This is a genomic window from Rhodoferax fermentans (assembly GCF_002017865.1).
GTDB classification, from domain to species: domain Bacteria; phylum Pseudomonadota; class Gammaproteobacteria; order Burkholderiales; family Burkholderiaceae_C; genus Rhodoferax; species Rhodoferax fermentans.
This window is the reverse complement of sequence record NZ_MTJN01000002.1, coordinates 2,665,221-2,689,900: the sequence shown is the minus strand read 5'-3', so window position 1 is coordinate 2,689,900 and position 24,680 is coordinate 2,665,221. Positions and strand designations below refer to the sequence as shown.

Sequence of the window (24,680 nt, the reverse complement as noted above, 5' to 3'; positions counted from 1 at the left end):
TTTGACAATCCGTGTACTTGAACGATGTGGCAGGCCAGGCAGGACCCGCTGACCAAGAACAGCAATCTACACCTCTTTTTCCGGCTGTCAACGCACCGATAATTGACTGTTTTTCACAACTCTGGACGTAACATGACAAAACGCGTTTGTAGCCTGGTGGCAGGTCTGGTGGCAGCGATGGTGATGGTTGGCTGTGGCAAGAAGGAAGAGCCCGTGGCCGCAGCACCGGCGCCGGTGGTTGCCAAGGCCATCGTGATTGGCCTGGATGACAATTTCCCCCCCATGGGTTTCCGCGATGACCGCAACGAGCTGGTCGGTTTTGACATCGACCTGGCCAAGGAAGCCGGTAAACGCCTCGGGGTGGAGGTGACGTTCAAACCCATCGACTGGAGCGCCAAGGAGTCCGAGCTCAACGGCAAACGCATCGACGTGTTGTGGAACGGCCTGACGATCACCGAAGAACGCAAGGCCAACATCCTGTTCACCAAACCCTATCTGGAAAACCGCCAGATTGTGGTGGTGGCCGAGTCTTCAGGCATCACCAGCAAAGCCCAGCTCAAGGGCAAGGTGGTGGGTGTGCAAGACGGCAGCAGCGCGGTCGACGCGGTGCAAAAGGACGAGGCCACCGCCAAGTCGCTCAAAGAACTCAAGAAGTTTGGTGACAACGTGACCGCCCTGATGGACCTGTCGGCGGGCCGCCTGGACGCACTGGTGGTCGATGAAATTGTGGGCCGTTATTACACCGCCAAGAAACCACGCGACTACCGTGTGCTGGAAGACAACTTTGGCACCGAAGACTACGGTGTGGGCACCCGCAAGGACGACACCGAGCTGGCCGCCAAACTCGACAAGGCCCTGGACGACATGAAGGCCGACGGCACCGCCGCCAAGATCTCGACCCAGTGGTTCGGCAAGGACATCGTCAAAAAATAAGCCTGCCGAGGCCTGGCCCCGATCCGGCCGCCATGCAGGTACGCTGCGTTAGCACGCAGCCACTTGCGCCGACCGGATTTTTTTGCGTGCTCTGATACCCATCCATGGACTACATCGCCACCATCTTGCCGCCCCTGTTGCAGGGCAGCGCCGTCACACTCCAGGTGTTCCTGATCACCCTGGTGCTGGCGGTGCCGCTGGGCCTGGGCCTGGCGCTGCTGCGGATTTCCCGTTTTGGCATCCTCAGTGGCCTGGTCAACGGCTACATCTGGCTGATGCGCGGCACGCCGCTGATGCTGCAGATGTTGTTCATCTACTTTGCCTTGCCTTTCATCCCGGTGATTGGCATGCGCCTGCCCGACTTTCCGGCCGCGATCCTGGCCTTTGTACTGAACTACGCAGCCTACTTTGCCGAGATTTTCCGCGCCGGCATCCAGTCGATTGACCGCGGCCAGTATGAAGGCGCCAAGGTGCTGGGTTTGAGCTACCCGCAGACCATGCGGCGCATTGTGCTGCCGCAGGTGCTCAAACGCATCCTGCCGCCGATGAGCAACGAGACCATCACCCTGGTGAAAGACACCTCGCTGATTTATGTGCTGGCCATGAACGACTTGCTGCGCGCTGCGCGCGGCATCGTGCAGCGCGATTTCACCACCTCACCGTTTGTGGTGGCGGCGGCCTTCTACCTGATCATGACCCTGGTGCTGACCTATGGTTTCCAGCGCCTGGAAAAGAAATACGCTGTTTATGATGAATAGTCCGATGATCCGTGCCAGCGACGTGCACAAGCGTTTCGGCGCGGTCGAGGTGCTCAAGGGTGTCTCTCTGGACGTCGACAAGGGCGAGGTGATCGCCGTCATCGGCCCCTCTGGCTCGGGCAAAAGCACCTTCCTGCGTTGCCTGATCCACCTGGAAACCATCCACCGCGGCCACATCGAGATCGAGGGCGAGCCGCTGGTGACGACCAACGCCCAGGGCCATTGCCAGTATGTGCCACCGGCTGACATCAACCGGGTCTGCCGCAAGATGGGCATGGTGTTCCAGCACTTCAACCTGTTCCCGCACCTGACGGTGCTGCAGAACCTGATTGAGGCGCCGCTCACGGTCAAGGGTGTCCTCAAGGACGAGATTGTTCCCAAAGCCGAAGCCCTGCTGCGCAAGGTCGGCCTGTTCGACAAACGCGACAGCTACCCGTCGCGCTTGTCGGGTGGGCAAAAGCAGCGTGTGGCGATTGCCCGCGCGCTGGCGATGGAGCCCGACATCATGCTGTTTGACGAACCGACCTCGGCGCTCGACCCCGAGCTGACCGGCGAGGTGCTCAGCACCATGCGCGAGCTGGCCGAGGAACACATGACCATGATTGTGGTCACCCACGAAATGGCCTTTGCCCGCGAGGTGGCCGGGCGCGTTGTTTTTATGGACGGTGGTGTGGTGGTCGAAGCGCGCCCAGCGCGAGAACTGTTTGCCGCACCGGAACACCCCCGTACCCGGGCGTTTCTGGAAAAGATGCTATAAAACCACTTGGCGGGTGTGACGTTCTCCCAAACGCCGCAACACGGGCGTCGAGCAATGCACCACGGCAATCCTTAGTACAAAAACAGGCGTTAGCCCTTATAAAACAAGGACCAACAGCTATTTTTAGTGCAGCAACCACACAAGGTGAGTCTGCCTAAGGTCGACTCAGCCAAGCAGGCAAAGCCGTGGACAGCAGCGGCAACCAGGAGATGACCAGCGTCCCCAGAAAAATCGCCAGTACCGCAGGCAAGACCGAGCGCGCCACGTAGCGCAGGGGTTTGCCAAACATCGCCGAGGCAAAGTACAGGTTCATGCCTGCTGGTGGCGCCAGAAAACCCATTTCCATGTTCGCCAAAAAGATGATGCCAAAGTGCACCGGGTCAATGTCATAACTCAACGCCACCGGCAGCAGCAGCGGCACCAGAAACACGATGGCAGCGTAGATCTCCATCAGGGACCCAGCCGCCAGCAAAAACACGTTGAGCGCCAGCAAGAACAGGTACTTGTTGGGCAGCAAGGCCTGCACCCAGTCGATCACCTCGTTGGGCAGGCCACTGTCCACCAGGTAGTTGGTCAGACCAAGGGCCATGCCCAGGATCAGCATCACCCCGCCGATGATCTGGGCGCAGTCGCTCAAAGCCTGTCCCAGCAGGCGCCAGCTCAGCTCCCGATGGGCCAAAGTCTGGGTGGCCACCGCGTAGGCGGCGGTCAGCGCGGCGCTTTCCATCGGGGTGGCCAAACCACTCACCAGAGAACCCATGGCGATACCGGGCGCCAGAATTTCCCATTTGGCAGTCCACAACGCGGGCAGGATGCGCGGGGCATGTTGGCTGTGTGGGGCGCTTGTCCGTGTGTCTGCCACCAAGGCTGCGGCGGGCAACAAGCCGCCGCGGCGCAGGTAGCCCCCCAACAAAACCAGGCAAGCCACCATGACCAAGGCCGGTACCAGTCCGGCCAGAAACATGGTGTTGATGGGGACCCGGGCAATCACGGCGTACAAAATTAAGGGCACAGACGGCGCCAGCAGCACACCGAGCGCGCTGGCACTGGTGACCAGGCTGATGCCACGCTGCTCGGGCAGCCCGGCGTTGCGCAGCAGTGGTAACAACAAACCTCCCAGCGCCAGAATCGTGACACCACTGCCACCAGTGAAAGCGGTAAAACATGAGCACAACAACGCTGCAGCCACCACCGTGCCGGTGACACCTCCCCCAAACAGCGCCATGAACACCGCGCCCAAACGCGCCGCCGCACCGGTGCGCGCAAACACCAGGCCCGCCAATGTGAACAGTGGCAAAGCCGGCAACGAGGCATTCACCGTGATCTGGTAGTGCGACAGCGCCACCGAGGCCAGCGGTTGTCCCTCATGCCAGAACAGGGCCAGCGCCAGCCCACCCAGCACGGCAAAAATCGGCGCACCACCCAGCAAGGCTGCCAGCAGCCACACCACGGCCGGCCAGAGTGGTGGTTCAAGACCTTCGTAACTGCTGCCCAGCCAAAAACCCAGGCCCGGCAACAACACCGCACACACGCCCTTGAGCCAGAGCACATCCGCACAGCGGGCGCCTAATTTGGCCCCGAGCAAAGCAAAACCAACAGGCATCAGCATCTGCACCCACCAGGTCGGCAGCCCATACGCCAGGTTATGGGCCACCTCCATCTCAGTGGCCACCAGGCGCCAACTTGCCAGCGCCAGCACCCCACACACCAGTGCCGCACTGCCTTGGGCAAAAACTTTGATGCCGATCTGCAGGCGCTCGCCGCCCAGGCCAGCCAAACCATTGCCCAGGCTGCTCAGGTGGCCGTGGCGCTCTGCAGCCACCGCGCCCAGCATGGCCATCACCAGGCCCAGGTGTTGCACCAGCACCGGTGCGTTGTCCACGCCGCGCCCCATCATTGGGCGCAGCGCCATTTCCAGCATTGGAATCAGCACCATCAGCATCAGGGCCAATGAAGCCAACACCTCGTCAAATCGTTGCAGACCCAGCGAGCGGGCGCTGTTTACATTCATCGAAATCAGCGCCCTTGGCTGGCCCGATAGGCTTTGAGGTGAAAGAACACCTCATCAAAGGTGTCAGCCGGGACCATGCGCCCACGAATGCGCGGGTAAAGTTTGTCGGCCAGGGCGGACCACTCTTTCATCTGCTCAGGCTTCGGTTTGTTGACCACCAGACCCCGTTGTTTCATCGCGGTCACGGCGTCTTCCACTTCCTGGCGAGCCTGGGTGCGCATGATCTGCCCGGCCTTGTCACCCGCGCTGCGCAGCGTTTGTTGGGCCTCTGGGCTCATGTCGTCCCAGGCTTTTTGGGTGAGCACCAAAGCACCCACAATCGGCGCCCAGTTGATCTCCAACATGTTGGGCGCGGTGTTATAGATCTGACTGGCCAAAGCAAAGTACGGGGTGGAGGGCACCACCGAGATCATGCCGGTCTGGATCGCCGGGAGAATGTCGCTGGTTTCCAGAGGCACCGGCGTGTAGCCCAGGCTTTTCATGATCTCTTGCTGTTCTGACTCGGCACCCCAGGCAAAGAACTTCATCTTGAGGTAGTCAGCAGGGCTGAACGCGGGCTCTTTGGAGAAGAAGCGCACCCAGCCCGAGTCGCCCCAAGCCAGCACCACAAAACCTTTGTCCAGAAACTTCTTTTCCATGGCGGCGCGCATCTTCTCGCGCACATAGTCCACTTCTTCCCAGTTTTTGAAAAGCAAGGGCAGGTTTTGTAACGCCGCAATGGAGGGTTCAATCTCGCGCAGCCCCACCACCGACATCAAGGCCCCCTGCAGTTGGCCAATCCGCATGCGTCGCGCCAATTCAGCTTCACCACCTTGGCTGCCGTCCGTGTAGATCAGGTATTTGGCATCACTCCCCTGGGCTGTGCGCCAGGTCTCACCGATGGCTTGCAACTGACGGTGGTAGAGCGAATTTTTGGGTGCCAAAGTGCCAATGCGCAACTGCTTGGCGGCAGCGTGTGCGGGCCAACTGTTCAAAGCGGCCAAAACGGCCAAGCTGGTCCCAAGAAGCTGGCGCCTCATTTTTGAAAAATACATCATGCAAACACTTAAAAAAGATCGTCTGTGTTGTCCAGTAGCCAAAGCGCTCGCTCGCGCATCACACTGTTTGACAAGTCGGGGTGGGTGGCGCTGGTGACCAAGGCCTGCTTCAGCAAAGACTCAAACGCTGGCCGATCGCCCGCGGGCAAGGCAATCGCCTCGGCCTTGGCAACATAAGCCGCCGCGCTGACGCGACCATCCAGACCAATCGCCTCATCAAAATAGTCCACCGCGCGCTGTGCAGAGCCACCGGGCCGAGCCGCCTCAAACGTGCCCATCAGGCTCGCCAGCGAACCCCGCTTGTTTTGGGGGGCTCTGGCATAAGCCAATTGAGCCAGGTGCATGGCCAATGGCAAATCGGCGACCACCTGGGGCTGGTCTTTGGACAAGGCAATGTACGCCCCCCAAGACGCGGCCGCCCAGTACGCCAAATCCACCTGATCAGTCGGCAAACGGGGCCACATTGCAGGTGCTGGATTGGCCAGTGCCTTGGTTAAACCGGGGCTATGAAGCTCAAGCGTTGCCATCGCGTGATCTTGGGCGCGCTGGTACAGCCTGGCCGCGCGTTGACGCAGCTTTTGTGCCGCCTGGGCATCTTTGGCATCCAGGCGATCAGCGTCAAACTGCACAAAGGCATAGGCATATTGCGTGTACCCCGAGGTCACAGCCACCGTCAACGGCACATGGCCAGGAGTTTCATGCAGCACCGACTCGGACAACTTGAGGTAGAACGCGCTAGCTTCGCGCGCCAGCACCAAATCATCCTCTGGCGCCTGCCCCTGGGTGGCCAGCGCGGTGGCGGTTTCTTGAAGAATCAGCTGGCGTGGTGAACAGGCGGCCAGCGCCAACAACAACGCCAGCAAGCCCAGGCGAAGCGCTGGTTTCAGAGCCCGCTCTCAATCACGTCTTCGGCGCTTTCACTGTCCATGACAGCTATTTCAGCGTATTGCACCCCATTGAGGCGTTGGCGGTAGGCCAGAAACGAATGTCGATCAGCGGTCTCGGTGTCACCTTCGTCATCGGCCGCGGCCGCTGCTAAGTGGTGCCGTGCCGCAGCGGCAAAATGATGTGCTGCTGCGCGGTGGTGGTCGCCCACCGATTCAAAGTCTGTGTCCGCATCCTGCGGCAAAAATGCATCGTCTGCGCCCAATGCGGTGTCGGTGTGTTGGTTCATGCTGCTTTCTCCACGGGTTGGCTGACTCTGGCAGGCTGCCTTTGCCAGTATGCAGAGACAACATGAAGAATTCGTGACACAGCAAAGACTGCGCGGGCGTCGACATCACGGAAGTCGTAGCTGAATCACAGCGACGTTCAGACCAAGCTCCAGAGGCCAACTCTGGCATACGCATACGATGAGCGACACAAACTCAGCGTCGAATGCGCAATCAACGAGGCTGCGCCAACACAAAACAAAAAGCCCGCATTAAGCGGGCTTTTGATACAAGCTAAGTGCTTGATTTGATTGGTTGCGCGAGAACTTTGGGTTATGAGACTACAAACCAAACAGGTAACTTGTTTGGTTTAGTTCGGTCTAGTGGCCTCGTAACAGAGAGAAAAGTCAGCGTGACCAAAATCGATTGACCCCGATTAAACAACCATTTTCTGTCACGCACTAGCGATTCGGCAAATACATCTCCCTGCCATTGCGACCATTGGTTATGTTCGAATTTTTCAGATAGACTCCGTGACAGGCAGCTGAACAGGCCGGTCTCTTGAGAGCAAAGTTCAGCCTACATTCATGACCAGCTTCGGTCACCACTAGGTTGCTCCTATTCAGGAGCGCCCGGTTGGACGGGCAAGTGCGCCTGGATCGCCGCTACGCGCGGCACATATCCGAAACCTTCTCAGGCACATGCAACCAGCATGTGATGCACTATGCCCACCCAAATCTTGTCACTCGACCCCCGTCTTGCCACGCCCTTGCAATCACTGAGGGTGGCCTTGCACGTCCCTAAAGACTTCTGCGGAATCGCAACCGCGCTCGAAGTCGTATCCAATTGCCTGAGCCATGCCGCCGGGCGCTACAGCGACATGAATCTTGACCATTGGAATTCAGTAGCGGAAACCCTGAAAAAATACTACAGGGAGCAAGCCGCAAATGGAGTATCCGAAGCGGCACGCTGGTTCCAGCCACCGACAACGGATAGCACTCCACAAAACCGCCTTTCAAATTGGCGGGTATCTATTTCGCCTAGCGACCTCGAGCAAAAGTTAAGCGCTCTGATTGGGCGTGCTATTGCCAGTGCCGCTTCGATGAATGGAAGCGTCAGCCCAGCGCTGATCGACGGTGCACACATACTGAAAAATGCGCGCACTGGCAAAGGAAGGCGTTCCCTCGACTGGAATAGTCTGATTGAAATCGACGTGCTTGATAGCGCCAGTATCTCCAAGATTTACGAGATTACAGACCCACGCGCTGTCCACGCCCAATTTCTTGCAACAACCCTATCAGTGCTTCGTAGTTCGATTGGCAGTCCATATCACTGTCTGCCAGATCGCTCGTCAGAGGCACCTGCGGACAAAGATCATGATCGCCAACACAAAGCGTTCGAATACGACCTGACTGCTGGCGATGCCTCGACAGAACAAGAAAACGAGAATGGACTCTGGAAAAGAGAGGAACTCTTCCCTGACATTGGTGCCCGGCTTTCGAGCAGCAACTACGCGAACTTCTCGGAAAAACTAGGTTTTGTTACCCGCGACTATATTGATCCTGATGACCTTGCTCTGGTCACCAGGAAACTGGTACTTCACCTAAAAAGTAGCGACCGAGAGCGCTCCACCTATGCTCTTTTTGCATTGGTTTGTTTGCTCTCTGGCTGCAGCGACTTCATCGCCGAAAAACTTCGCTTTGCGCCTGACCACAGTATTTGGCTGGACACCGACGCCGGCGCTTGGTGCTGGGCTTTCAGCGCTTATCGTGACAAGCGAGATCAGGCAGATGAGCCATCCATAGAAGAACCGATTCCAGTTGCGCTGCCAAAAGAACTCGTCAATCGTTTGCGCCATCTGCGCAGCACGCATCCGGCAGTATTTACTCTGGGAGAACTCATGAGCTCGGCACTTGACTCGACACTTGATCTCACCAGGTTTCGCGCGTTCCTCCGGACGTGCGGCGATTCGGCACATCCTGCTTACGCCAGCCGTTTTGCAAAGTCAATGCCGTTTGTCTTTCTGCGCACCTGCGCAAGCGACATGTCGGCAGCCATGCTGAGCGGGCACTTTACGGTTGCGGCGCCAGCAGCTCTTTATTATTTTGGACCGACCTACCGTGTTCTGCAGCAGCGCTTGCGCGAGGCCTATGCTTTCCTTGGCCTGAGCGCGCCAACAATAATCAGCGAACAGAACCAACGCGCAGGCTGTCAAAAAGTGCTTGAAGCCTCTCAGCTTCAAGCTGGATGGTCGCGCTTGGAACAGGAAATCGATCGAACACGAGCCAGGATCGCATCGGCCTTGCCTGATTCAGAACGACTCAATGACATCAATCGGCTCATGACGCTGCTGTGCGCTGGCTTCGTGATCCAGACCGCCCACCGCGGCACCAGACTGGAACGCCTGACTTTCGGTGCAATGTTCCTACTCAAGGATTCGTTCCTAATTTCCGACAAGGACGAGCTTGAGCGTGAACAGCCGCGCCTGATTCCCAAAACGCCAATCGTCAGGGATTTGCTTCGCGCGGCTGCTGATTTGCACCTCATGGTCAAGCCCGATCTGTCAACCGGGGTAGTGCACGACGCCTACCTGTTTGTCCAGTGGGTTGACAGCAGCCTTCAGCAGATGGAACCCGTCACCACTGGCGATATCGCCAAGGTGATTGACGAATATTTTGACGGCTCTGATTACAACTTCGGTCGCAGCGCTTGGGTCACCCATTTGGACGAGGATTCTTACGACCGCTGGCTGATCCGCACGCTGACCGGACACACGCGTGATGTGACTCGGACCAATGGTGCCTACTTTGACATCCCTCCACTCGAGGCCGCCAGGAAACTGGCCAACGCTATGGAACACACGGGCCACCGGCTGTTTGGCAGCATAACTTTGTCACCTGATCTGTCAGAGCCGGAAGTCATGTTCCGTGTCAGTGGTCGCGAACGCCCCATGAAAGACGCAGCATTCAAGGTGCCCGATCCGCGAACTGTACTTGAACCCCTGTCGGTGGCGACCCTTGCTGGCTGGCGGTCTACCCAGCGCGTGCGCCATGAACTTGTGCAAGGCAGCATTCAGGCGCCGGTTGAGGTCCTTGCAGTGCTGCACATGCTGTTCATGGACTTTGTACCGGACCCAAATCTGTGTGTTGAAGCGCTCAGGGCGCCGGAAAAACTCATCCACTGCCATGGCAAATCAGCTGGGCTTTTTGGCAGCGCGCACATTTTTGTCATCCGACTTGGCTGCCACTGCTTCCCACGACGACGAAATTGATCAGCAAAGCTCTAGACGAACTGCTGTCAGAACAAAAAATCTGGCAACAGGTCGGCAAGACGCTGCGCGACATTGACCCAAGCTATTGGCCGGCCAGTACAGAGGGTTGCAAGGCCGCGTTGCTCGATACGTCCCGTTCTTTTTTGCGCCTGGAGTTCCCACCCTCTCTCCTGGCGGTTGCCGATCCTGATGTGCCTGCGCCGACCTTAAGCCAGTTTTCTTTGATGCGTTTGAGTGCGACAGCGGACGACTCAATCGCATCTTCGCCAAGCCCGGACAAGTCGCACACCCGTATCCGTGCCGCCAAAAAACCGGAGCAGGATCTAAGTCGATTGCGCAAGATCATTTCTGCCAATACCTCACAAACCGTCCGCCTGGGCGAGTTGCACAAGCGGTCGCTTGACTGCCTCGACCAGATTCACCAAGAAGTGCAAATTCAAACAGCGTTCGGCGCCTGGATCATGGACTGGGTAGTAGAGGAACTGAAGCAATCCGCGAAAGATGTCAAGGGACGCCTGGACATCAGTTCGATCAATACTTACTTGAGTGTGCTGACGCAGAGGCCGCGAGCTTTGCATGATGTGGACATCGACGACCCATACGAGTGGTCTGATGATCAGTGGGAGCATTGGCTATATGAACTGAACTCCGACATTACGGGAGAGCACATCAACCCTGCACCCGCTAACAGCTTGGACCACGCGCCTTCTGCCCAAACACCGACCCTACACAAACGTGTCAAGGATGCCATCGGTCGGTTGGTCCGCAATCTGATTAAGCGCCAGCAATGGGTACCGCCGTCGATCCGCAGCATTCTTGCTGAAGGCGATGAAAACCTCCCCAGCGGTTCAGCCTCCTCATGTCTGGTCAACGATGCCGATCTGGAGCGCTCAATCCGGATTGCCGGCACATGGCTTACAGATCAACCACTTGACGCCAAGATGCTGGAAATGCGCGCCCGTATTCAGTTCCTGATCCCCACTCGGTCCAGCGACATCTCCAATCTGCGCGTCGATTGCATGACAGAAAATGGAATGCTCGTCATCAAGCGCGTTGGCTACAAGAACATCAAGAACAACAACTCGGTTCGCACATTGAAGGCACCTGCTGCCTTGCAACAATTGATCAGCGACTACAAGCAAGAATTGGTTAACTACCTCCCTGATGCCGAATTTCTATTTCGCAGCGATGGTTCCCCAGAAGCGGGCCAACGCGACGTCGATCTGATCAACCTTCTGTCCACATCGCTCAAGCACGCCACCGGTGACCCGTCAGCCCGGCCACACTCTATGCGTGCGAGTGCTCTGCAGAACTTGGCCTGGCCAGACTGGGGGACACTGGCCGCACAGATGCTCGGGGCGCAAGCTTCACCTCGATCCTGCTCAGCCTGGAGTGACGCGCAAACCGTCTGGACGCGCCTGGCTTACGCCGCCAGCGTGGCCGGACACGGGGACCTGCGCGCTGCTATGGGCAACTACCTGGCCGGCTGGAGCCTGGTCTTCTCGATTCGTTCGATGGCCTTGCTCAACAAGACTACCCCTCGCCCCGGGCTGCTAAGTCAGCTCGACATTGCTCCGGCAGGTCTGCGCAAATTCCGCCAGCGTGCATCAGCGGAGAATTGCGAATGGGGATGGGTTTTCTCCCGCATTGCAGACGATTCGATCCAGCGCCTCAGGTCACGTTGGCAACTGGCAAGTGCTCACGATTTGAACTCGCGTGTCAAAACAAATCAGCTTTTCCCCTCCGAACCGGCCTCTGGCAATTTCGACGGAGCTGAGCCATCAACAGATCAGGACTTAACCAACACGTCGCCCCTGTCTTGCAAAGAGACCGTCTCCGTACAACTCCAAATAGACGACCTCATCTATCTATCCGCGCGCATCGTTGGTATGTCCAAGCCGCAAACGATTGAAAGGACAGGCATCGGATTGTCGCGAGCCACTGATCTGGACACCCATCTCCCGCCTGATGAACTGGTCCTGATGGTGTCGATGCGGGCGCGCGCTGCCGCGCAGGATCGGGGACGCCAGGGCAATCTTGATGTCCTGTTTTCTGGACATGGCCAAGAGATTTTGAATTGGGTTGCTGGACTGAGCGAACACGATCTTTTGACAACCTATCAATTTGTATACAAACTTAGGGCAACACTGATCAAGTCCCCAGTTGGCCCATGACTTGCATGGTTCGTGGCATCCCAAGCAGGAGATGCAGATGAAACAACAAACTCTGGCCATGGCCGAACAACAAAGCTTTGAGACCTACCGCAAGCCCACGCGGCGCGATGAGTTCTTGAAGACCATGGAAGTCATCGTTCCCTGGGCCGCTCTGTGCGAAGTCATCGAGCCGTTTTACCCCAAGGCCGGTAATGGGCGTCCCCCCATCGGGCTTGAGCGTATGCTGCGCATCCACTTCATCCAGCACTGGTTCAACCTGGCAGACCTGGCCTGTGAAGAAGCTCTGTACGACAGCGTGAGCCTGCGTCGCTTCGTGGGCATTGACCTGGGGCGTGAATCTGTGCCGGACGCCACCACGGTGTTGAACTTTCGCAAACTCCTCAACAAGCACAAACTTGGCCAAGCCCTGTTTGCCCAAGTAGGCGCTGTCTTGCAAAGCAAGGGCTTCAAGCTCAACACCGGCACCATTGTGGACGCCACCATCATTGGTGCACCGAGTTCCACCAAGAATGCGAATAAGGCGCGCGACCCGGACATGCACCAAACCCGCAAGGGCCAACAGTGGTACTTTGGCATGAAGTTGCACATCGGTGTGGACAGCCAAAGTGGTCTGGCCCACCATGCGGTGGTCACAGCAGCCAACGTGCATGACAAACACCCACTGCCCAGTTTGTTGCATGGCAAGGAGCAACGCGTCTATGGCGACAGTGCCTACGCCAGCCAGAAGGAGCTGATCCGCAGTGCAGCACCCAAGGCCAAAGACTTCACCAACCAGCGCAGTCGCCGCTCTGGTGTGGTCGATGAAGGCATTCGCGCCAAGAACCGCAACAAATCCAAGATCCGCTCACGCGTGGAGCATGTATTTGCTGTGGTCAAGCGCCTGTGGGGCTTTGGCAAGGTGCGTTACCGTGGGTTGCAGAAGAACGCCACGCGGGCGTTTACTGCTTTGGCGCTGGCCAACATCTATCTCTGCCGACAAAGGCTGATGGCACAGGTGCGTCCATGAGGGCGCAATAGGGGGTGAATTCCCCCTGAAACAGCCTCAAAGGGGGCAAAAGCGAGCTCAGCTGGTCGCAATTTCGACAACTTCGGTTTCTCGATACCGCTGGGGCCTGCTTTGACTCTACTTGTTCAGCGTTGCCTTAGCGCAAAAGGACTATCTGATCATCGTATGGCGGAATTTTGGAGCAATTTGTTCGTTGCCCTGCCTAACTCTTATGTGCTTCATATTCATCGTGGTCAGCGCCACCTTCGTGATGCCGAGCGCTCGTTTTTGTCTGTTAAGGGCCCACAGGCTGTCGTCAAGGTTAACAATGAAATCGGTGCGATTCCCGCCATCAGAATTGGCACCCGCGACGTCGACAACCGTGTTCTTGGCACGCGTCTGACTTCTGTTTTTAAGGCTTGTTTGCTGGCTCGCGCAAGCATCTCTGAGGGGCTGAGCAATGTTACTTGAGCACTGCCCCATCCATGGCCCCTTGATCATTACATCCAGATCACGAGCCTGCGCAGCAGCGCTCAACAGCGCCCGACATCATCATCTTCTTGCCAAAGCTACTCCCATGACTAGTGACTCGCGCCTTGTAACCCCTCTCCCAGAAGCCATCTGGCAACTCGAACAGGCCGCCAAGACTTTGAAACAAACGAATCCCCACGGAGGACAGACCGTGTTGACCGGCGTTCCGACCGACCAACTGCGTAAGATTGACGTTGTCCTGGCATTGGTAGAACAGAAGCAGCGCGCCATCGTCAATGACGACCTTGAAAGCCGCGCGGAATTGGACAAGCAGAGCACCCTCGCGCGAATTGCCAAGTTGCAGCCCGTGGCGCGCAAAGCTGCCCAAGGAAAAGCGGATGCCGAAATCGTGATGAGCGCCATACGTTCAGAGCCGGATCAACTGCTCGCGATCAACAGCCTGCGACACCTTCTGTGCCGCACGCATAACTTATCTGTGGGCAATGTGGATGTCGTATCTGACGATCAGTCAGGGATCTGCAGTCCAGATTTCACTGCCAGCAGGGCTTACCAAGTAACCCTCTCGGTCAGCTCCATCAATGCGGACAATGGGGGTGTGGTTTGCGTACTACAGGACGGCCAGGATCTTGAGCCCATTTTTCAGGCGCGTGATCTGGGGCAACGCTCGCTACAGTTTCAACTCGTCCACGACAGACTTATGCTGCTTGGTTACTGCATGCTGCTCGGCCTACATTTGAAGGCGCTGATCTCGATCCGCATTACGCTGACGGCCAAGGGGCCGTCATACAAGTGTTCATTGATCACCCTGCAAGACGAGGAGTCACTATTGGCATCCATTCGTAAGGCAATCGCCATGCAGACACCAGACCTATTTTCTTAACTTGAGGTTTTTTTGTTCCCAAGACCGCTTCAACATTTCATAGAAATTTTCATGAGGCCCGATGGCTAGCAGGACCACATCAGTCGGTTTGTCCTTTTCGGGCTCAGGTCGGTATTCAAGCAAAGTCTGCTGCTTGTGCAAGTAGGGTGGGCAACTGCTCACATTTTAGTGACTTCAACTTTTTGGTCAACACCACCTGCCGGATACATTGCGGTTTGAACGACCAATCGAAAACTGACCAGGAACATACGGACAAGATCTACCCTCATGACACCCATGCGGGATCAACGACGGCGACGCGCAATGTCGTCGGCGACTCCTTGGTCATGTCGAGCGCTGATCTGGAATCGCTCCACCATTCCCGCCTGCATGTCATCTGACTGGCTTCGGAAGATGTTCCAGATCCGATCTTCCTCCGATGCTGGTGCCTCGTAGCCAAGTTCTGCTGCGTAACGGCGCAGACGCTCCAGAGACGTCAGACAGTGTCTCCAGTTGTGCAACTCTTTGAGAAGCAGCACCCTGCGTTCACTGACGGATTGATGCGCCAGTGGATGAATGACGGCACGCCACTGATCACCTGGGCAGTGCTCGACGCCAATAGCTGAGAGCCCCAGATCGAATCGCTGCAGCCGCTCCTCCAAATTGTCCGGCTCGGTATGAAGAGGTAGCTCAACGATCCGGTCACCGAGGCAAAAACCCTGCGTGTAGGGCTTCTGCGGCAGCGGTTTCGCGCCGCGCTGACGCAGTGCTGTCTCGAGCATCACCCGGTCCTGTACGCTTGGAGCCCAGAGATCCAGGTCCCGTGGTGGCCGACCTGTCAACAATGTCTTGAAAGCACCGCCAGCCAGGAAAAATCGCGCCGGGCAATCAAGTCCAACCGTGGCTGCGACTTCCCTCCTCGCGAACCCAACAACGTCGTTCTCGCTCAACTCGACAAGCGGTGCCTGTCGTATCGCGTGCCAATGCCGATAGGTACAGTGGACATCGCCGTCACGTTCCCAGAAGAAGGCTGCTTCAAGGTACCAGGGCCAGTCATCTACGCCGAGTTGCTTGCCCAGTAGGTGTGCCATCGTTGCTGTGACAAGAGAGTCATGGGTAACAAAGGCGTGTATGCCAGGCGCACCGCTGGCCTGGGACAACATATGATGAACCAGAAACCGCGCTGCAGGCTCGGCTGCAGCACATCCTGGCAAGACGGTCCGGCCCTCGACCAACTGGCGCATAACCTCCTCATGTCCGAGACGGCCCCAGGTTTCCCCAGCTCGCCCGTCAACCACAAAGACGCCGGGATCTCCAAGCAGACGGTCCGATTTCACGGACACGCACAGACCTGCTCCCGTCCCCAGACAACGCCCTGTCTGCATCGTGCGCAGAAGCGGGCTGGCATGAATCGAGCGAAGGCGTTGTCCAAGCAGGCCGCCGAGCTCGGTGGCAAGTTGATGACCAACTTCGGTGATTGGAAGCTCATACCCGACCTCTCCTGACGGCAGGTGGTCACGAACTGAATGTCGGATCAGCATCGCCACCGGCTGATCGTGAGGAACATCTTCCAGCCAACGAAGTGTCGACGGAGGAATCACCCATTGAATTGCTGTCACCGAGCGACTCCCTCGATGATTGAAGGCAGTGCCGCCAGCGTTTGCACTGCAGTTGGCTCAAACCCTGCCTGTCTGAACAGGTTTTCAAATTCCTTGGCGGTGCGCTCACGACCACCTGTGGCCGTGAGCAGATGCAGGTCGCACAGACCACCAAAAGCGCCGTCATCCGGGATCAGCATCTCCACCACAAACACTCGGCCTCCCACCTGAAGCACCTTGCGCGCGTTGGCAAGAATCCGTGCCGCACGTTCGTCATCCCAGTCGTGCAGCACGCGCGCGAGCACAACGACATCGACCTTCACATCCCAACGCTCAAATAGGTCTCCCGAAAGCAATTGCAGCCGCTCATTTGGATTCGCACGTGCCTGAGCAATCACCTCTGTCCGATCCAAAAGGATCACCCTGAGTTTTGGGTATTCGTCCAGAAGCATCTCAGCGAGCACTCCCAAGCCGCCCCCGACATCCATGACCAGCTCATCTCCCCTCAGCTGCATCGCCTTGGGAACGCTGGGATAGTCATGACGGGCATAGCTTCGCAGCATCCGGTGATGCGACTGCACGCGCAACGGATCGGCTGCGACGTCACTAAAAACATCTGGTGTGCGCCAATCTGTGTCGCGCAGCGCAACGGCTAGCGAGCCCCAGAGTTTTCGCAAGGGGCCAGCGTACTCACCAGCTGCATCTGCCAGTGTCAGTGGGTTGTCCTTGGCAAGGTATTCCCCCCGAGCGGTGCGCACCCAGATTGTTCCCCGCTTCTCGACAAGCGAGAGTTCGACCAACGCACGCAGCAATGCATTGAGGCGCCCGTGATCAAGACCGAGTCGACCAGCGATGTCAGCGGTTGTTCCCGGCAGAGCCTCGAAAATACCCAGCTCGACGGCAGCGGCAATCGCCTCGGTTCGCCAGAAACCCACCATGTCGGCGGAGAGCGCAGCGAACTCGCTGCGCCGCCCCCCTCGAAGTTCGACAACGGTGTCACCATGCTCGTCAATGACTTCCAGCCCACCATCGAACCGCTCGACGCGGGCCTGCCCGTTGTAGAACGGCTCCACATTGGCAAAGCGACGCTCGTATAGCGCCAGCCCTGCACCGTCAACATGCATCCAGCCAACATCATCTCGAGCACGGGCATAGCCTTTGTGAAAAACGTCCAGGTCCACAAACCATTTCAGGTGAACGTGACTGCCTGACTTGTCGATGTGGCTGTGCAGACCGTCGTCACGCTGAACCACTGCGACACCATCCCGGTAGTCACCGACATAGCGCCAGGACTTCTCGTATGCAGGCTGGCCATCCACACCCAGATGCAGATAACGTCCCTCGACATTGCGGACAGCACAGCGCGCTTCCTGAAAGTTGCCACACCAGGCAAAGCGCAGGCAAGACAGCGCAGAGCCATCGGGCAAGATATGGAAGCAGCCGACCAGCGAATGAACTGCCGCCCGCCCCTCATAGAAACCAAAAGTCCGGATAAACCTGTCGGCATAGACCGGCTGCCCAGACAGGTCGATATGTGTTGCTCCCGCTGCATCCACAGCTGGAGCAAGGCCGGGATCATGAAACTTCAGAACTTCAAGAAACCTTGCGCTGTAAGCAGGTGCGCCGTTTAACAGATGATGCGTGCGCTCGGGCGCCACGGTCAAACCGCGCCAGCCCATCATTGATCTCCCGGTCTGCGCATGTTGCAGCCGACGCAAAGGGCCTTGCTGCTGTAGCCTTGGGTCAAGTTCCGATAGGGCTCACTGTTCCAGATGTCGGTGAATGACTGCTCATGGAGGTTTCCGAATTCCCCGAGTGTGCGGCGTTGTGCATCCGGAGCACAGCATGGATCAAATCGCCCCTGTGCACTGATCCAGGCCTCCTGGCCAAGAAAGGGACAAACTCCGCTCGGTGCCAAATCAGTGACAGCTGCCGCGTCCAATTCGAAGATGTTGTCAAGCTGAATCAGCTCACCATTTGGCAGAGGATTGGCGCGGGCCACCGAGTGCGCCTCGCGAACAGCCTCGTTCCATCGCTCAATGGATTCGGGACTTCGGCGCATGGAAAGATCCTCGATTTCGCTGAAGTGCGCCCAGAGGTGGTGTCCCTTTAACCTGTCCACACCGAGACCAACAGCCAACCGCACCATATCTGCCAGCTCACCTACATTGCTCTCCAAAAAAGTGAGCTGAAAGGTTACCCGGCACCGATTGCCGCCCGCTGCAGCGTGCGCATCGCGAATCGCAATGAAGGTGCGCGCATTGGCCAATGCTTGCTCCCACTTGATACCGGGCATGATCGTTTCATGCGTGGCTGCCGTTGCACCATTCCAGGATATCTTGATGTCCGAGGTGACTGCCACGAGCCGCTCGGCCCAAGCCCGAACCCCGCGACCAGGGAAGGTCCCATTGGTGGTGAGGTTCAGTTTGATTCCGAACTCATGGCACAGATCAATGATCTGATCAAAGTCCTTGAATAGAAGTGGCTCGCCCATGGTCGACGGAATGATCTCTCGCAGACCCCGGCCGGCGGTCTCCTCCACAACCTGTCGGATCATGGCCATTTCCATGCGTCGTCTGGGTCGACCTTCTGCGCGTCTGCGCTTCTGCAATGAACTGAAGGTACTGTGTTCTTCACACATGATGCAGCTCAGGTTGCAGTCATCCGGGTTTGTGTCGAAGGTAATGCGCCAAGGCGCAGACGCCTTGACCAAACTTTCTCTGTCACGCATAGCAACAAGGTCATCGTAGATTGCTTCGATCTGCACAACATGATCTTCAACGGACGGAATATCGCCGTTATCGTCGAATGGGTAACCTCGCCTGCCAAGCCTGACCGCCAGTTCTGGGTCATCAACCAGCCGCTGCATTTGTCGAGCGAGATCCTCCGGGTTGCGATGCTCAAAAAGAAGTCCATTGACCTCATGGTGCACGTATTCACCCATACCGCCGTAGTTGGCGGTCACGACCGGCACTCTGCATTGCTGGGCCTCATGGATGACGAGCGGGGAATTCTCGGCCCAGACAGATGAGACAACAATCGCATCCACTTGGTTGAAGACATCTGTGACGATGTCCTGATTCCGATATTCTGGGTACCACTCGACGCGATCACAGGCGTCGCCAGGAAGACTGCCGGCCAACACACGCAGCGCGTCCGTTTCCTGTCCCCTGGGGCGCCCCCATATTCGCAATATGGGTGCACCGCTCAACTGTCCAAAGGCTTGGATGAGGTGGTGGATGCCTTTGGCGGGGATATGGGTCCCAATGTAGCCAAACGTGAATGGTTGACAAGGATCACGTTTGCGCTGCACGAAGCGAGACAGGTCAAAACCGTAGTCCAGGTACTTAACTTTTTCAGCAGGAAGGCCAAAGTCCTGGACAAACCGGTCACGCAGATAGCGTGCCGGCGCAACGAACATATCCACAAGTTCAGCCATTTCGCGAACATGAGTCATTCGGCGATTCACCCAGTCGCTCCACACTTGAACATCATGGTCCTGGGTCTCGGGATCTCCCGAAAAATAGCGTGCATAACACCGCTGGGCACACTTTCGGTCTTCCTGCCCTTCACAGGCTGCCCAGAGGTTCGTGGGATCCTCGGGAAACATCTGCATGAACTGCCCGCGGGGACACATCAGCCAGTAGTCGTGCAACGTGAACACGATCGGAACGTTGGCCGCTGCTGCTCGTGCGATCAGTGAAGTCGAAAGGTGATTCAAGTGGCCGATATGAACGACATCAGGTCGCACGTCTTCAAGTACTTCCAAGAAGCGTTGATCCACCATCTCGTGGCGGTACCGATCCTTGAAGTTGGCCATATTGACCACATGCAAGCGAACTCTGGTGTCATCGGGATCGGCGTCCGCCTTGAGGTCGTAAGGCGGTGCGAAAGGGTTCTCTTCACGGGTGAAGACATGAACTTCGTGTCGATTGGCCAGTGCCTGGCAAAGTGTCTGGCTGTAGACCTCGGATCCGGCGTTGTAGCGCATCGGGTAACCGTGAATGACCTTGAGTATGCGCATCACACAACCTCCAACAGACTGCTTTCTGCCTGAAAGTCACGAATCAAACGACTCAATCCAGCGTCAATAGTCACCTCGGCCCTCCAGTCAAGTAACTTCGCTGCGCGCGATGCATCGCCATAGAACATCTCGACGTCGTAACTTCGGGGAGGTGCCTCGACAATACTGGAGGTGCTTTTGGCTATTTCGACGGCCATTGAAGCAAGTTGCCCAAGACTGGTCGCCGTGCCAGTCAGAAGGTGCAGGGGAGGAAGCCTTTCACCCCGTTCCAGCCTTTTGATCACCGCCAATATGCCGCGAACAGTATCTTCAACATGCGTGAAATCGAAGGTGTGGTCACTACCGTCTACGCGTAGCGTGCGCCCCTCGGCGGCTTGCCTGGCAAAGGCAGGAACAACGCGATCAGCGTGATCCCGAGTACATCCATAGACGTTTGAAAAGCGAAGTATTGCTGTCCGCAATTCAGATGCAGAAGTCAAATCCTCTGCTGCCACCTTTGATCGTCCGTAGATATTGAGCGGGCAACGTGGTGCATCTTCATCCACAGGCAAAGTTGATGGCCTGCCATAGACTTCACGGCTACTTGCATAAATCACCCAAGGCGAGCTTGGTGCTGCAAGTGCCGAATGAAGGACGTTTCGTGTTCCCTCCACATTGGTGGCCCAGCAAGAGACAGGGTCACGTTCACCATCAATGACGCGCGAAACTGCAGCAAGATGAACAACACCAATACATCCGTCAATGGCACGGTCTACGTCTTCGCGACTGCGAATGTCACCCCTGCTCGCCCCATCTTCCTTCAGATCAATGCCACGTACAACATAACCGGCGTTGCTGAGTGCTTTGGTTAGGGCTTTGCCAATGAGACCCTTGCATCCTGTGACCAATATTGTGGAAACTTCTTCTTCGGAAAATATCATCGACGCATACATCTATTCATTGCAATCTGAACGAGTATCGCGTCTGAAATTGTCCATTCACTGGTTTTGCTGGTTGCGACGAATGCCCCAACGGCATTCTTTAATGTTCTGTTGATTGCAGTCAACAAATCAAGATTCATTCGACCAACAAGCAGGCACCAGTTCAGCACTCAAACTCGGCTGAATGAACTCGCCAAAAGATCCAGAAATGTGGCCCTGTCCTTAAACAAATGGATCGCCCTGCCCTCGCACATATGCGGCGCCAGTCTGACCACAAAAACGCATCAACCTCACGACACAAACTTCAAACCGATCCATCGAGCGTCGTTACTGTCGCGGTGATCCATCCTTCTGCGACAGTCGTCCATGACTTGAATCAACCCCAACCGCCACCATCTGGTTTCATTGCAGCTACCGCGCATGGACGAGTTCCTATGCGTCCTCCCGAATGTCCGTCTCTGTCCTGTTTCTGATTTCTTTCCTTCTGCACGCCTTTGTCGGCTGGACAGTAGCACCCGATCTCCTTGCAGTTCACCCGCTGTTGGGCATGGCATTGTGGGTGGCGCTGCTGCTATCGGCACTGCTGCTTCCCATGGGGTTTCTGGGGCGGCGTATTGCCAGTCCGACGTTGGCCACCCGTCTGACCTGGTTGGGACTGCTTTGCATGGGGCTCGGGTCTTCCCTGTTTGTGCTGGCTTCGCTTCGGGAAGTCGCTCTGCTGGCAAAGCAGGGCTTCGAAAGGATTTGGCCTGCGACGCTTGCAACAGCTGATCTTGCGAGCATTCGCTTTGACACGGCGCTGTTGGTGCCGGTGTTGGGTCTGCTGGTGACGTTGTGGGGATTCTCCAATGCACGTCGAACTGCAGCAGTAGTGAGAGTCGATGTCCCGATTGCCAACCTGCCTGACGCCCTGCAAGGTTTTCAGATTGCACAGATCAGCGACATTCATCTGGGCCCCACCATCAAGGGTCCGTATTTGCAGCGCATCGTGACTAGGGTCAATAGCCTGGGTGCTGACCTGGTGGCCATCACCGGTGATCTGGTCGATGGTAGTGTTGCAGAACTGCGAGATGACGTGTTGCCTCTGGTGGATTTGACTTCCACACACGGCAGCTTCTTCGTCACCGGCAACCATGAGTATTACTCCGGGGTGCATGGTTGGATCGATACATTGAGAGGCTTGGGTATCCAAGTGCTGATGAACGATCATGTGGTGATTCACCACCACCATGATGCACAGGACCCTAAGCCGGCCACGATGGTGGTGGCTGGTGTGACAGACTTCGGCGCCCACCACTTTGACAAGGCACAACGCAGTGACCCTGCTCGGGCGATGAACGGTGCACCGGTGGACGCCGTGTTCAAGTTGTTGCTGGCCCATCAGCCCCGCAGTGCGCCTGATGCCCTGCAGGCGGGCTTTGATCTGCAGCTCTCGGGTCACACACATGGTGGCCAGTTCTGGCCTTGGAATCACTTTGTCAGATGGCAACAGCCATTCACGGCGGGGCTACATAGGTTGCAGTCCCTCTGGGTTTACACCAGCCGGGGAACAGGGTACTGGGGACCACCCAAGCGTTTTGGTGCGCCATCTGAGATTACCTTGCTGCGATTGGTTCGCGCTTGAGGACGATCGCTGGCTTAGCCTGTTTTGATAGTCGTTGATGACGTCCGACCGACTGTGAATGCCACCGTGCATCGCGAGCAACCACCTGTGGACTCGAGTTCAGCCCCTGAAAGTTCATGCTGAGGCTTGCACCTTCTCGGTCTCATGTGTCGACATCACCCAGTCCTAGGTACACATTGGTGCTGCCAGCTTCAATGGTGATCGACTTTTCGATTCCTGTCTTCACTAGGTTTTCGATGAAATCGAATCAGATTTGGGCCGCGTACCAGTCGCAGTCAGGACGTCCTGTAAAACGGTGCTTCTGCGTCATTCCCATCATTGCAAAAAGATTATCGTTTTCCTCTTGCCCGACTCTTGAATACCAAGCCGTGTTCAGTACGATGGTCGCAGCACAGACGAAAGGACGATTAGATTGATGGTTCAAGAGCCCAAACATGCCAGCATGACCAGATCGCACACTGGATACCCAATGCCAACGCACTGCCTGAACCAGAGGACTGGGCAGCGGCAATGGGGCCTTGGCCAAGCGCAGCACCCTGATCAACACCCCCTGCAAAATATCACCCATCTCCGATATTTGCCCAATATCAGCCAGAGCCAATAATCTGTCGTCCCCCACTGCACTGCAGACCCTAATGCTTAAGCCATGAGAGAACTCGTCGCCTGGATCAACGACCAACAGGTTGGCACTTGGCACGTGCGCCGAGATGGACACCACCTCTTTGACTATGCCCCCAGTTGGCTGGCCCAAGCCCAGGCTCGCCCGATCTCCCTGTCTTTGCCCCTCACCGCAGACAAACCCCTCGAAGGTGCAGTGGTCAAGAATTACTTCGACAACCTTCTGCCCGACAGTGAGGGCATCCGACAACGCCTGTGCACCCGCCTGAAGCTTACCCAGACCGATATCTTTGCGATGCTGCAAGCCATTGGCCGTGACTGCGTGGGTGCGCTCCAACTCCTGCCCCCCGGTGAGACGCCTGCTCCCGTTGGCCACCTGAGCTACAACGTACTCAGCGGCTCCCAGCTTGAGGCACATCTGGCCAGTCTCGGTGATGCCTCAACCCCAGATCCTCTGGTCGATACCGGCTATCGGCTGACCATCGGTGGTGCCCAGGAGAAAACAGCCTTACTGCGCGTCGGTCAGCAATGGTGTCACCCCCTTGGGTCTACCCCCACCACCCACATCCTCAAACCCACCATTGGTGTCACCCCCGGTCGCCAGCTTGATCTGCGTCGCTCGGTCGAGAACGAATGGCTGTGCAGCCAAATCCTGGCCCAGCTTAAGCTGCCGGTTGCCCACTGTGAGATCGCTGACTTTGGTGACAGACGTGTCCTGGTGGTGGAACGCTTTGACCGGCAATGGCAGGAAGGCCCCTGGATCACCCGTCTGGTTCAGGAGGATCTGTGTCAGGCCTTGGGCGTGGGCAGTGACACCAAGTACGAAGCCAAGGGCGGTCCAGGCATGCAGGACTGTCTGGAGGTACTCAAAGGCTCGGTGTCAGCACAGCAGGATGGCCGAACCTTTCTGTGTGCCCAGTTGTTGTTCTGGTTATTGGGCGCCATCGACGGCCATGCCAAGAACTACTCTCTCTTTCACCTGCCGGGTGGAGGCTACCGCATGACACCCCTGTATGACGTGATCTCCGCCTGGCCGCTGATAGGTACCGGACCTTATGACATCGCCTACAAGAAAGCCAAGTTGTCGATGGCAGTACGCTCCAGAACCGCCCACTACCGACTCAGTGAAGTGCAGCGCAGACACTGGGAACAACTGGCCCAGACCAGCGGTGTGCAAGATGCCTGGCCGGCCATGCTGGAGATGGTGCAGCGCATAGATGCAGCCCTGTTGGCGGTTGAGCAGGCTCTGCCGCCTGACTTCCCGATGGCCATGGCCCAGAGCATCTTTGCGGGCACGCGCGCCCATCTGCGCAAGTTCAATAAAGCACAGGGATACAACGACTAGGGGGATAGTCAATTCGGTGATGCCGGGCAGTTTGGCAACACAGGCACGATGGACAGCCGAAATGCAGCTTGGATTCAACAGTCGGCCGCCCGGAAAACTTGTCAACCTTCAGGCCTGTGACTC

Annotated in this window: 19 protein-coding genes; 10 read left to right on the top strand and 9 right to left on the bottom strand. The window is 57.1% G+C overall.

All coding sequences use genetic code 11. The features are described 5' to 3' along the window. The first annotated feature begins 177 nt into the window (after nt 1-177). The 3 genes from RF819_RS12570 to RF819_RS12560 all read left to right on the top strand — a co-directional run bounded on the left by RF819_RS12570 (nt 178) and on the right by RF819_RS12560 (nt 2,448). Entirely contained in the window at nt 178-933 is a 756-nt protein-coding gene (locus tag RF819_RS12570; RefSeq protein WP_420853870.1) for an amino acid ABC transporter substrate-binding protein, read from the top strand. 104 nt (nt 934-1,037) lie between these two features. Continuing rightward, a complete protein-coding gene (locus RF819_RS12565) occupies nt 1,038-1,691 on the top strand; it encodes an amino acid ABC transporter permease (protein ID WP_078365302.1) in 654 nt (217 codons plus the stop codon). After that, a complete protein-coding gene (locus RF819_RS12560) occupies nt 1,681-2,448 on the top strand; it encodes an amino acid ABC transporter ATP-binding protein (RefSeq protein ID WP_274610600.1) in 768 nt (255 codons plus the stop codon). The genes RF819_RS12565 and RF819_RS12560 overlap by 11 nt, the downstream gene beginning before the upstream one ends. 154 nt (nt 2,449-2,602) lie before the next feature. Here the strand turns inward: RF819_RS12560 and RF819_RS12555 are convergent, their stop codons facing one another. The 4 genes from RF819_RS12555 to RF819_RS12540 are packed head-to-tail and all read right to left on the bottom strand — an operon-like array spanning nt 2,603 to nt 6,670. Then, complete coding sequence (locus tag RF819_RS12555; RefSeq protein ID WP_078365300.1) at nt 2,603-4,459, bottom strand: TRAP transporter large permease; 1,857 nt, start codon at nt 4,457-4,459, stop codon at nt 2,603-2,605. Nucleotides 4,460-4,464: 5 nt separating this feature from the next. Next, nucleotides 4,465-5,451: a TRAP transporter substrate-binding protein gene (locus tag RF819_RS12550; protein ID WP_242472760.1), complete on the bottom strand. Its 987-nt coding sequence runs from the start codon at nt 5,449-5,451 to the stop codon at nt 4,465-4,467. A gap of 53 nt (nt 5,452-5,504) precedes the next feature. After that, nucleotides 5,505-6,359, bottom strand: coding sequence for a TRAP transporter TatT component family protein (locus RF819_RS12545; protein WP_242472750.1), 855 nt, complete (start codon nt 6,357-6,359; stop codon nt 5,505-5,507). A 20-nt stretch (nt 6,360-6,379) separates the two neighbouring features. Continuing rightward, nucleotides 6,380-6,670 carry a hypothetical protein gene (locus RF819_RS12540; protein WP_078365297.1) on the bottom strand — a complete coding sequence of 97 codons (291 nt, stop codon included), beginning with the start codon at nt 6,668-6,670 and terminating at the stop codon, nt 6,380-6,382. A 701-nt stretch (nt 6,671-7,371) separates the two neighbouring features. Here RF819_RS12540 and RF819_RS12535 point away from each other — a divergent pair. The 5 genes from RF819_RS12535 to RF819_RS12515 all read left to right on the top strand — a co-directional run bounded on the left by RF819_RS12535 (nt 7,372) and on the right by RF819_RS12515 (nt 14,449). Next, a complete protein-coding gene (locus RF819_RS12535) occupies nt 7,372-9,918 on the top strand; it encodes a hypothetical protein (RefSeq protein ID WP_078365296.1) in 2,547 nt (848 codons plus the stop codon). Next, nucleotides 9,915-12,092 (top strand): site-specific integrase, encoded by a 2,178-nt coding sequence (locus tag RF819_RS12530; protein ID WP_078365295.1) that lies wholly within the window; start codon nt 9,915-9,917, stop codon nt 12,090-12,092. The genes RF819_RS12535 and RF819_RS12530 overlap by 4 nt, the downstream gene beginning before the upstream one ends. 37 nt (nt 12,093-12,129) lie before the next feature. After that, on the top strand, nt 12,130-13,098 hold the full coding sequence (locus RF819_RS12525; protein WP_078366726.1) for an IS5 family transposase: 969 nt from the start codon (nt 12,130-12,132) through the stop codon (nt 13,096-13,098). A 111-nt stretch (nt 13,099-13,209) separates the two neighbouring features. Next, entirely contained in the window at nt 13,210-13,548 is a 339-nt protein-coding gene (locus RF819_RS21080; RefSeq protein WP_143541702.1) for a hypothetical protein, read from the top strand. A 211-nt stretch (nt 13,549-13,759) separates the two neighbouring features. Further along, on the top strand, nt 13,760-14,449 hold the full coding sequence (locus tag RF819_RS12515) for a hypothetical protein (protein ID WP_143541701.1): 690 nt from the start codon (nt 13,760-13,762) through the stop codon (nt 14,447-14,449). On the opposite strand, the gene RF819_RS21075 is transcribed toward RF819_RS12515, so the two are convergent. The 5 genes from RF819_RS21075 to RF819_RS12490 all read right to left on the bottom strand — a co-directional run bounded on the left by RF819_RS21075 (nt 14,438) and on the right by RF819_RS12490 (nt 20,982). Further along, nucleotides 14,438-14,611, bottom strand: coding sequence for a type II toxin-antitoxin system RelE/ParE family toxin (locus tag RF819_RS21075; RefSeq protein WP_143541700.1), 174 nt, complete (start codon nt 14,609-14,611; stop codon nt 14,438-14,440). The two genes, RF819_RS12515 and RF819_RS21075, sit on opposite strands and share 12 nt — an antisense overlap. A gap of 122 nt (nt 14,612-14,733) precedes the next feature. After that, on the bottom strand, nt 14,734-16,047 hold the full coding sequence (locus RF819_RS12510; protein WP_143541699.1) for a histidine phosphatase family protein: 1,314 nt from the start codon (nt 16,045-16,047) through the stop codon (nt 14,734-14,736). After that, entirely contained in the window at nt 16,044-17,708 is a 1,665-nt protein-coding gene (locus tag RF819_RS12500; RefSeq protein WP_200224406.1) for a methyltransferase, read from the bottom strand. The genes RF819_RS12510 and RF819_RS12500 overlap by 4 nt, the downstream gene beginning before the upstream one ends. After that, a complete protein-coding gene (locus RF819_RS12495) occupies nt 17,705-20,050 on the bottom strand; it encodes a glycosyltransferase (protein WP_078365290.1) in 2,346 nt (781 codons plus the stop codon). Before RF819_RS12495 ends, RF819_RS12500 begins: the two co-directional genes overlap by 4 nt. After that, the gene (locus tag RF819_RS12490; RefSeq protein ID WP_200224409.1) at nt 20,050-20,982 is read right to left on the bottom strand and encodes an NAD-dependent epimerase/dehydratase family protein; all 933 of its coding nucleotides are present in this window, start codon (nt 20,980-20,982) and stop codon (nt 20,050-20,052) included. The genes RF819_RS12495 and RF819_RS12490 overlap by 1 nt, the downstream gene beginning before the upstream one ends. A gap of 436 nt (nt 20,983-21,418) precedes the next feature. Here RF819_RS12490 and RF819_RS12485 point away from each other — a divergent pair, with 436 nt between their 5' ends. Together RF819_RS12485 and RF819_RS12480 are read left to right on the top strand one after the other, a co-directional pair. Further along, entirely contained in the window at nt 21,419-22,594 is a 1,176-nt protein-coding gene (locus RF819_RS12485) for a metallophosphoesterase (RefSeq protein WP_078365289.1), read from the top strand. 646 nt (nt 22,595-23,240) lie between these two features. After that, nucleotides 23,241-24,557, top strand: coding sequence for a type II toxin-antitoxin system HipA family toxin (locus RF819_RS12480; protein WP_078365288.1), 1,317 nt, complete (start codon nt 23,241-23,243; stop codon nt 24,555-24,557). Nucleotides 24,558-24,680: the final 123 nt, after the last annotated feature.

Coding starts and splice junctions, on each gene's coding strand:
- RF819_RS12560 (WP_274610600.1), top strand. CDS start 1,681: ATGATGAATAGTCCGATGATCCGTGCCAGCGACGTGCACAAGCGTTTC.
- RF819_RS12570 (WP_420853870.1), top strand. CDS start 178: ATGGTGATGGTTGGCTGTGGCAAGAAGGAAGAGCCCGTGGCCGCAGCA.
- RF819_RS12495 (WP_078365290.1), bottom strand. CDS start 20,050: ATGCGCATACTCAAGGTCATTCACGGTTACCCGATGCGCTACAACGCC.
- RF819_RS12485 (WP_078365289.1), top strand. CDS start 21,419: ATGTCCGTCTCTGTCCTGTTTCTGATTTCTTTCCTTCTGCACGCCTTT.
- RF819_RS12480 (WP_078365288.1), top strand. CDS start 23,241: ATGAGAGAACTCGTCGCCTGGATCAACGACCAACAGGTTGGCACTTGG.
- RF819_RS12565 (WP_078365302.1), top strand. CDS start 1,038: ATGGACTACATCGCCACCATCTTGCCGCCCCTGTTGCAGGGCAGCGCC.
- RF819_RS12535 (WP_078365296.1), top strand. CDS start 7,372: ATGCCCACCCAAATCTTGTCACTCGACCCCCGTCTTGCCACGCCCTTG.
- RF819_RS12500 (WP_200224406.1), bottom strand. CDS start 17,708: ATGATGGGCTGGCGCGGTTTGACCGTGGCGCCCGAGCGCACGCATCAT.
- RF819_RS12540 (WP_078365297.1), bottom strand. CDS start 6,670: ATGAACCAACACACCGACACCGCATTGGGCGCAGACGATGCATTTTTG.
- RF819_RS12555 (WP_078365300.1), bottom strand. CDS start 4,459: ATGAATGTAAACAGCGCCCGCTCGCTGGGTCTGCAACGATTTGACGAG.
- RF819_RS12525 (WP_078366726.1), top strand. CDS start 12,130: ATGAAACAACAAACTCTGGCCATGGCCGAACAACAAAGCTTTGAGACC.
- RF819_RS12490 (WP_200224409.1), bottom strand. CDS start 20,982: ATGTATGCGTCGATGATATTTTCCGAAGAAGAAGTTTCCACAATATTG.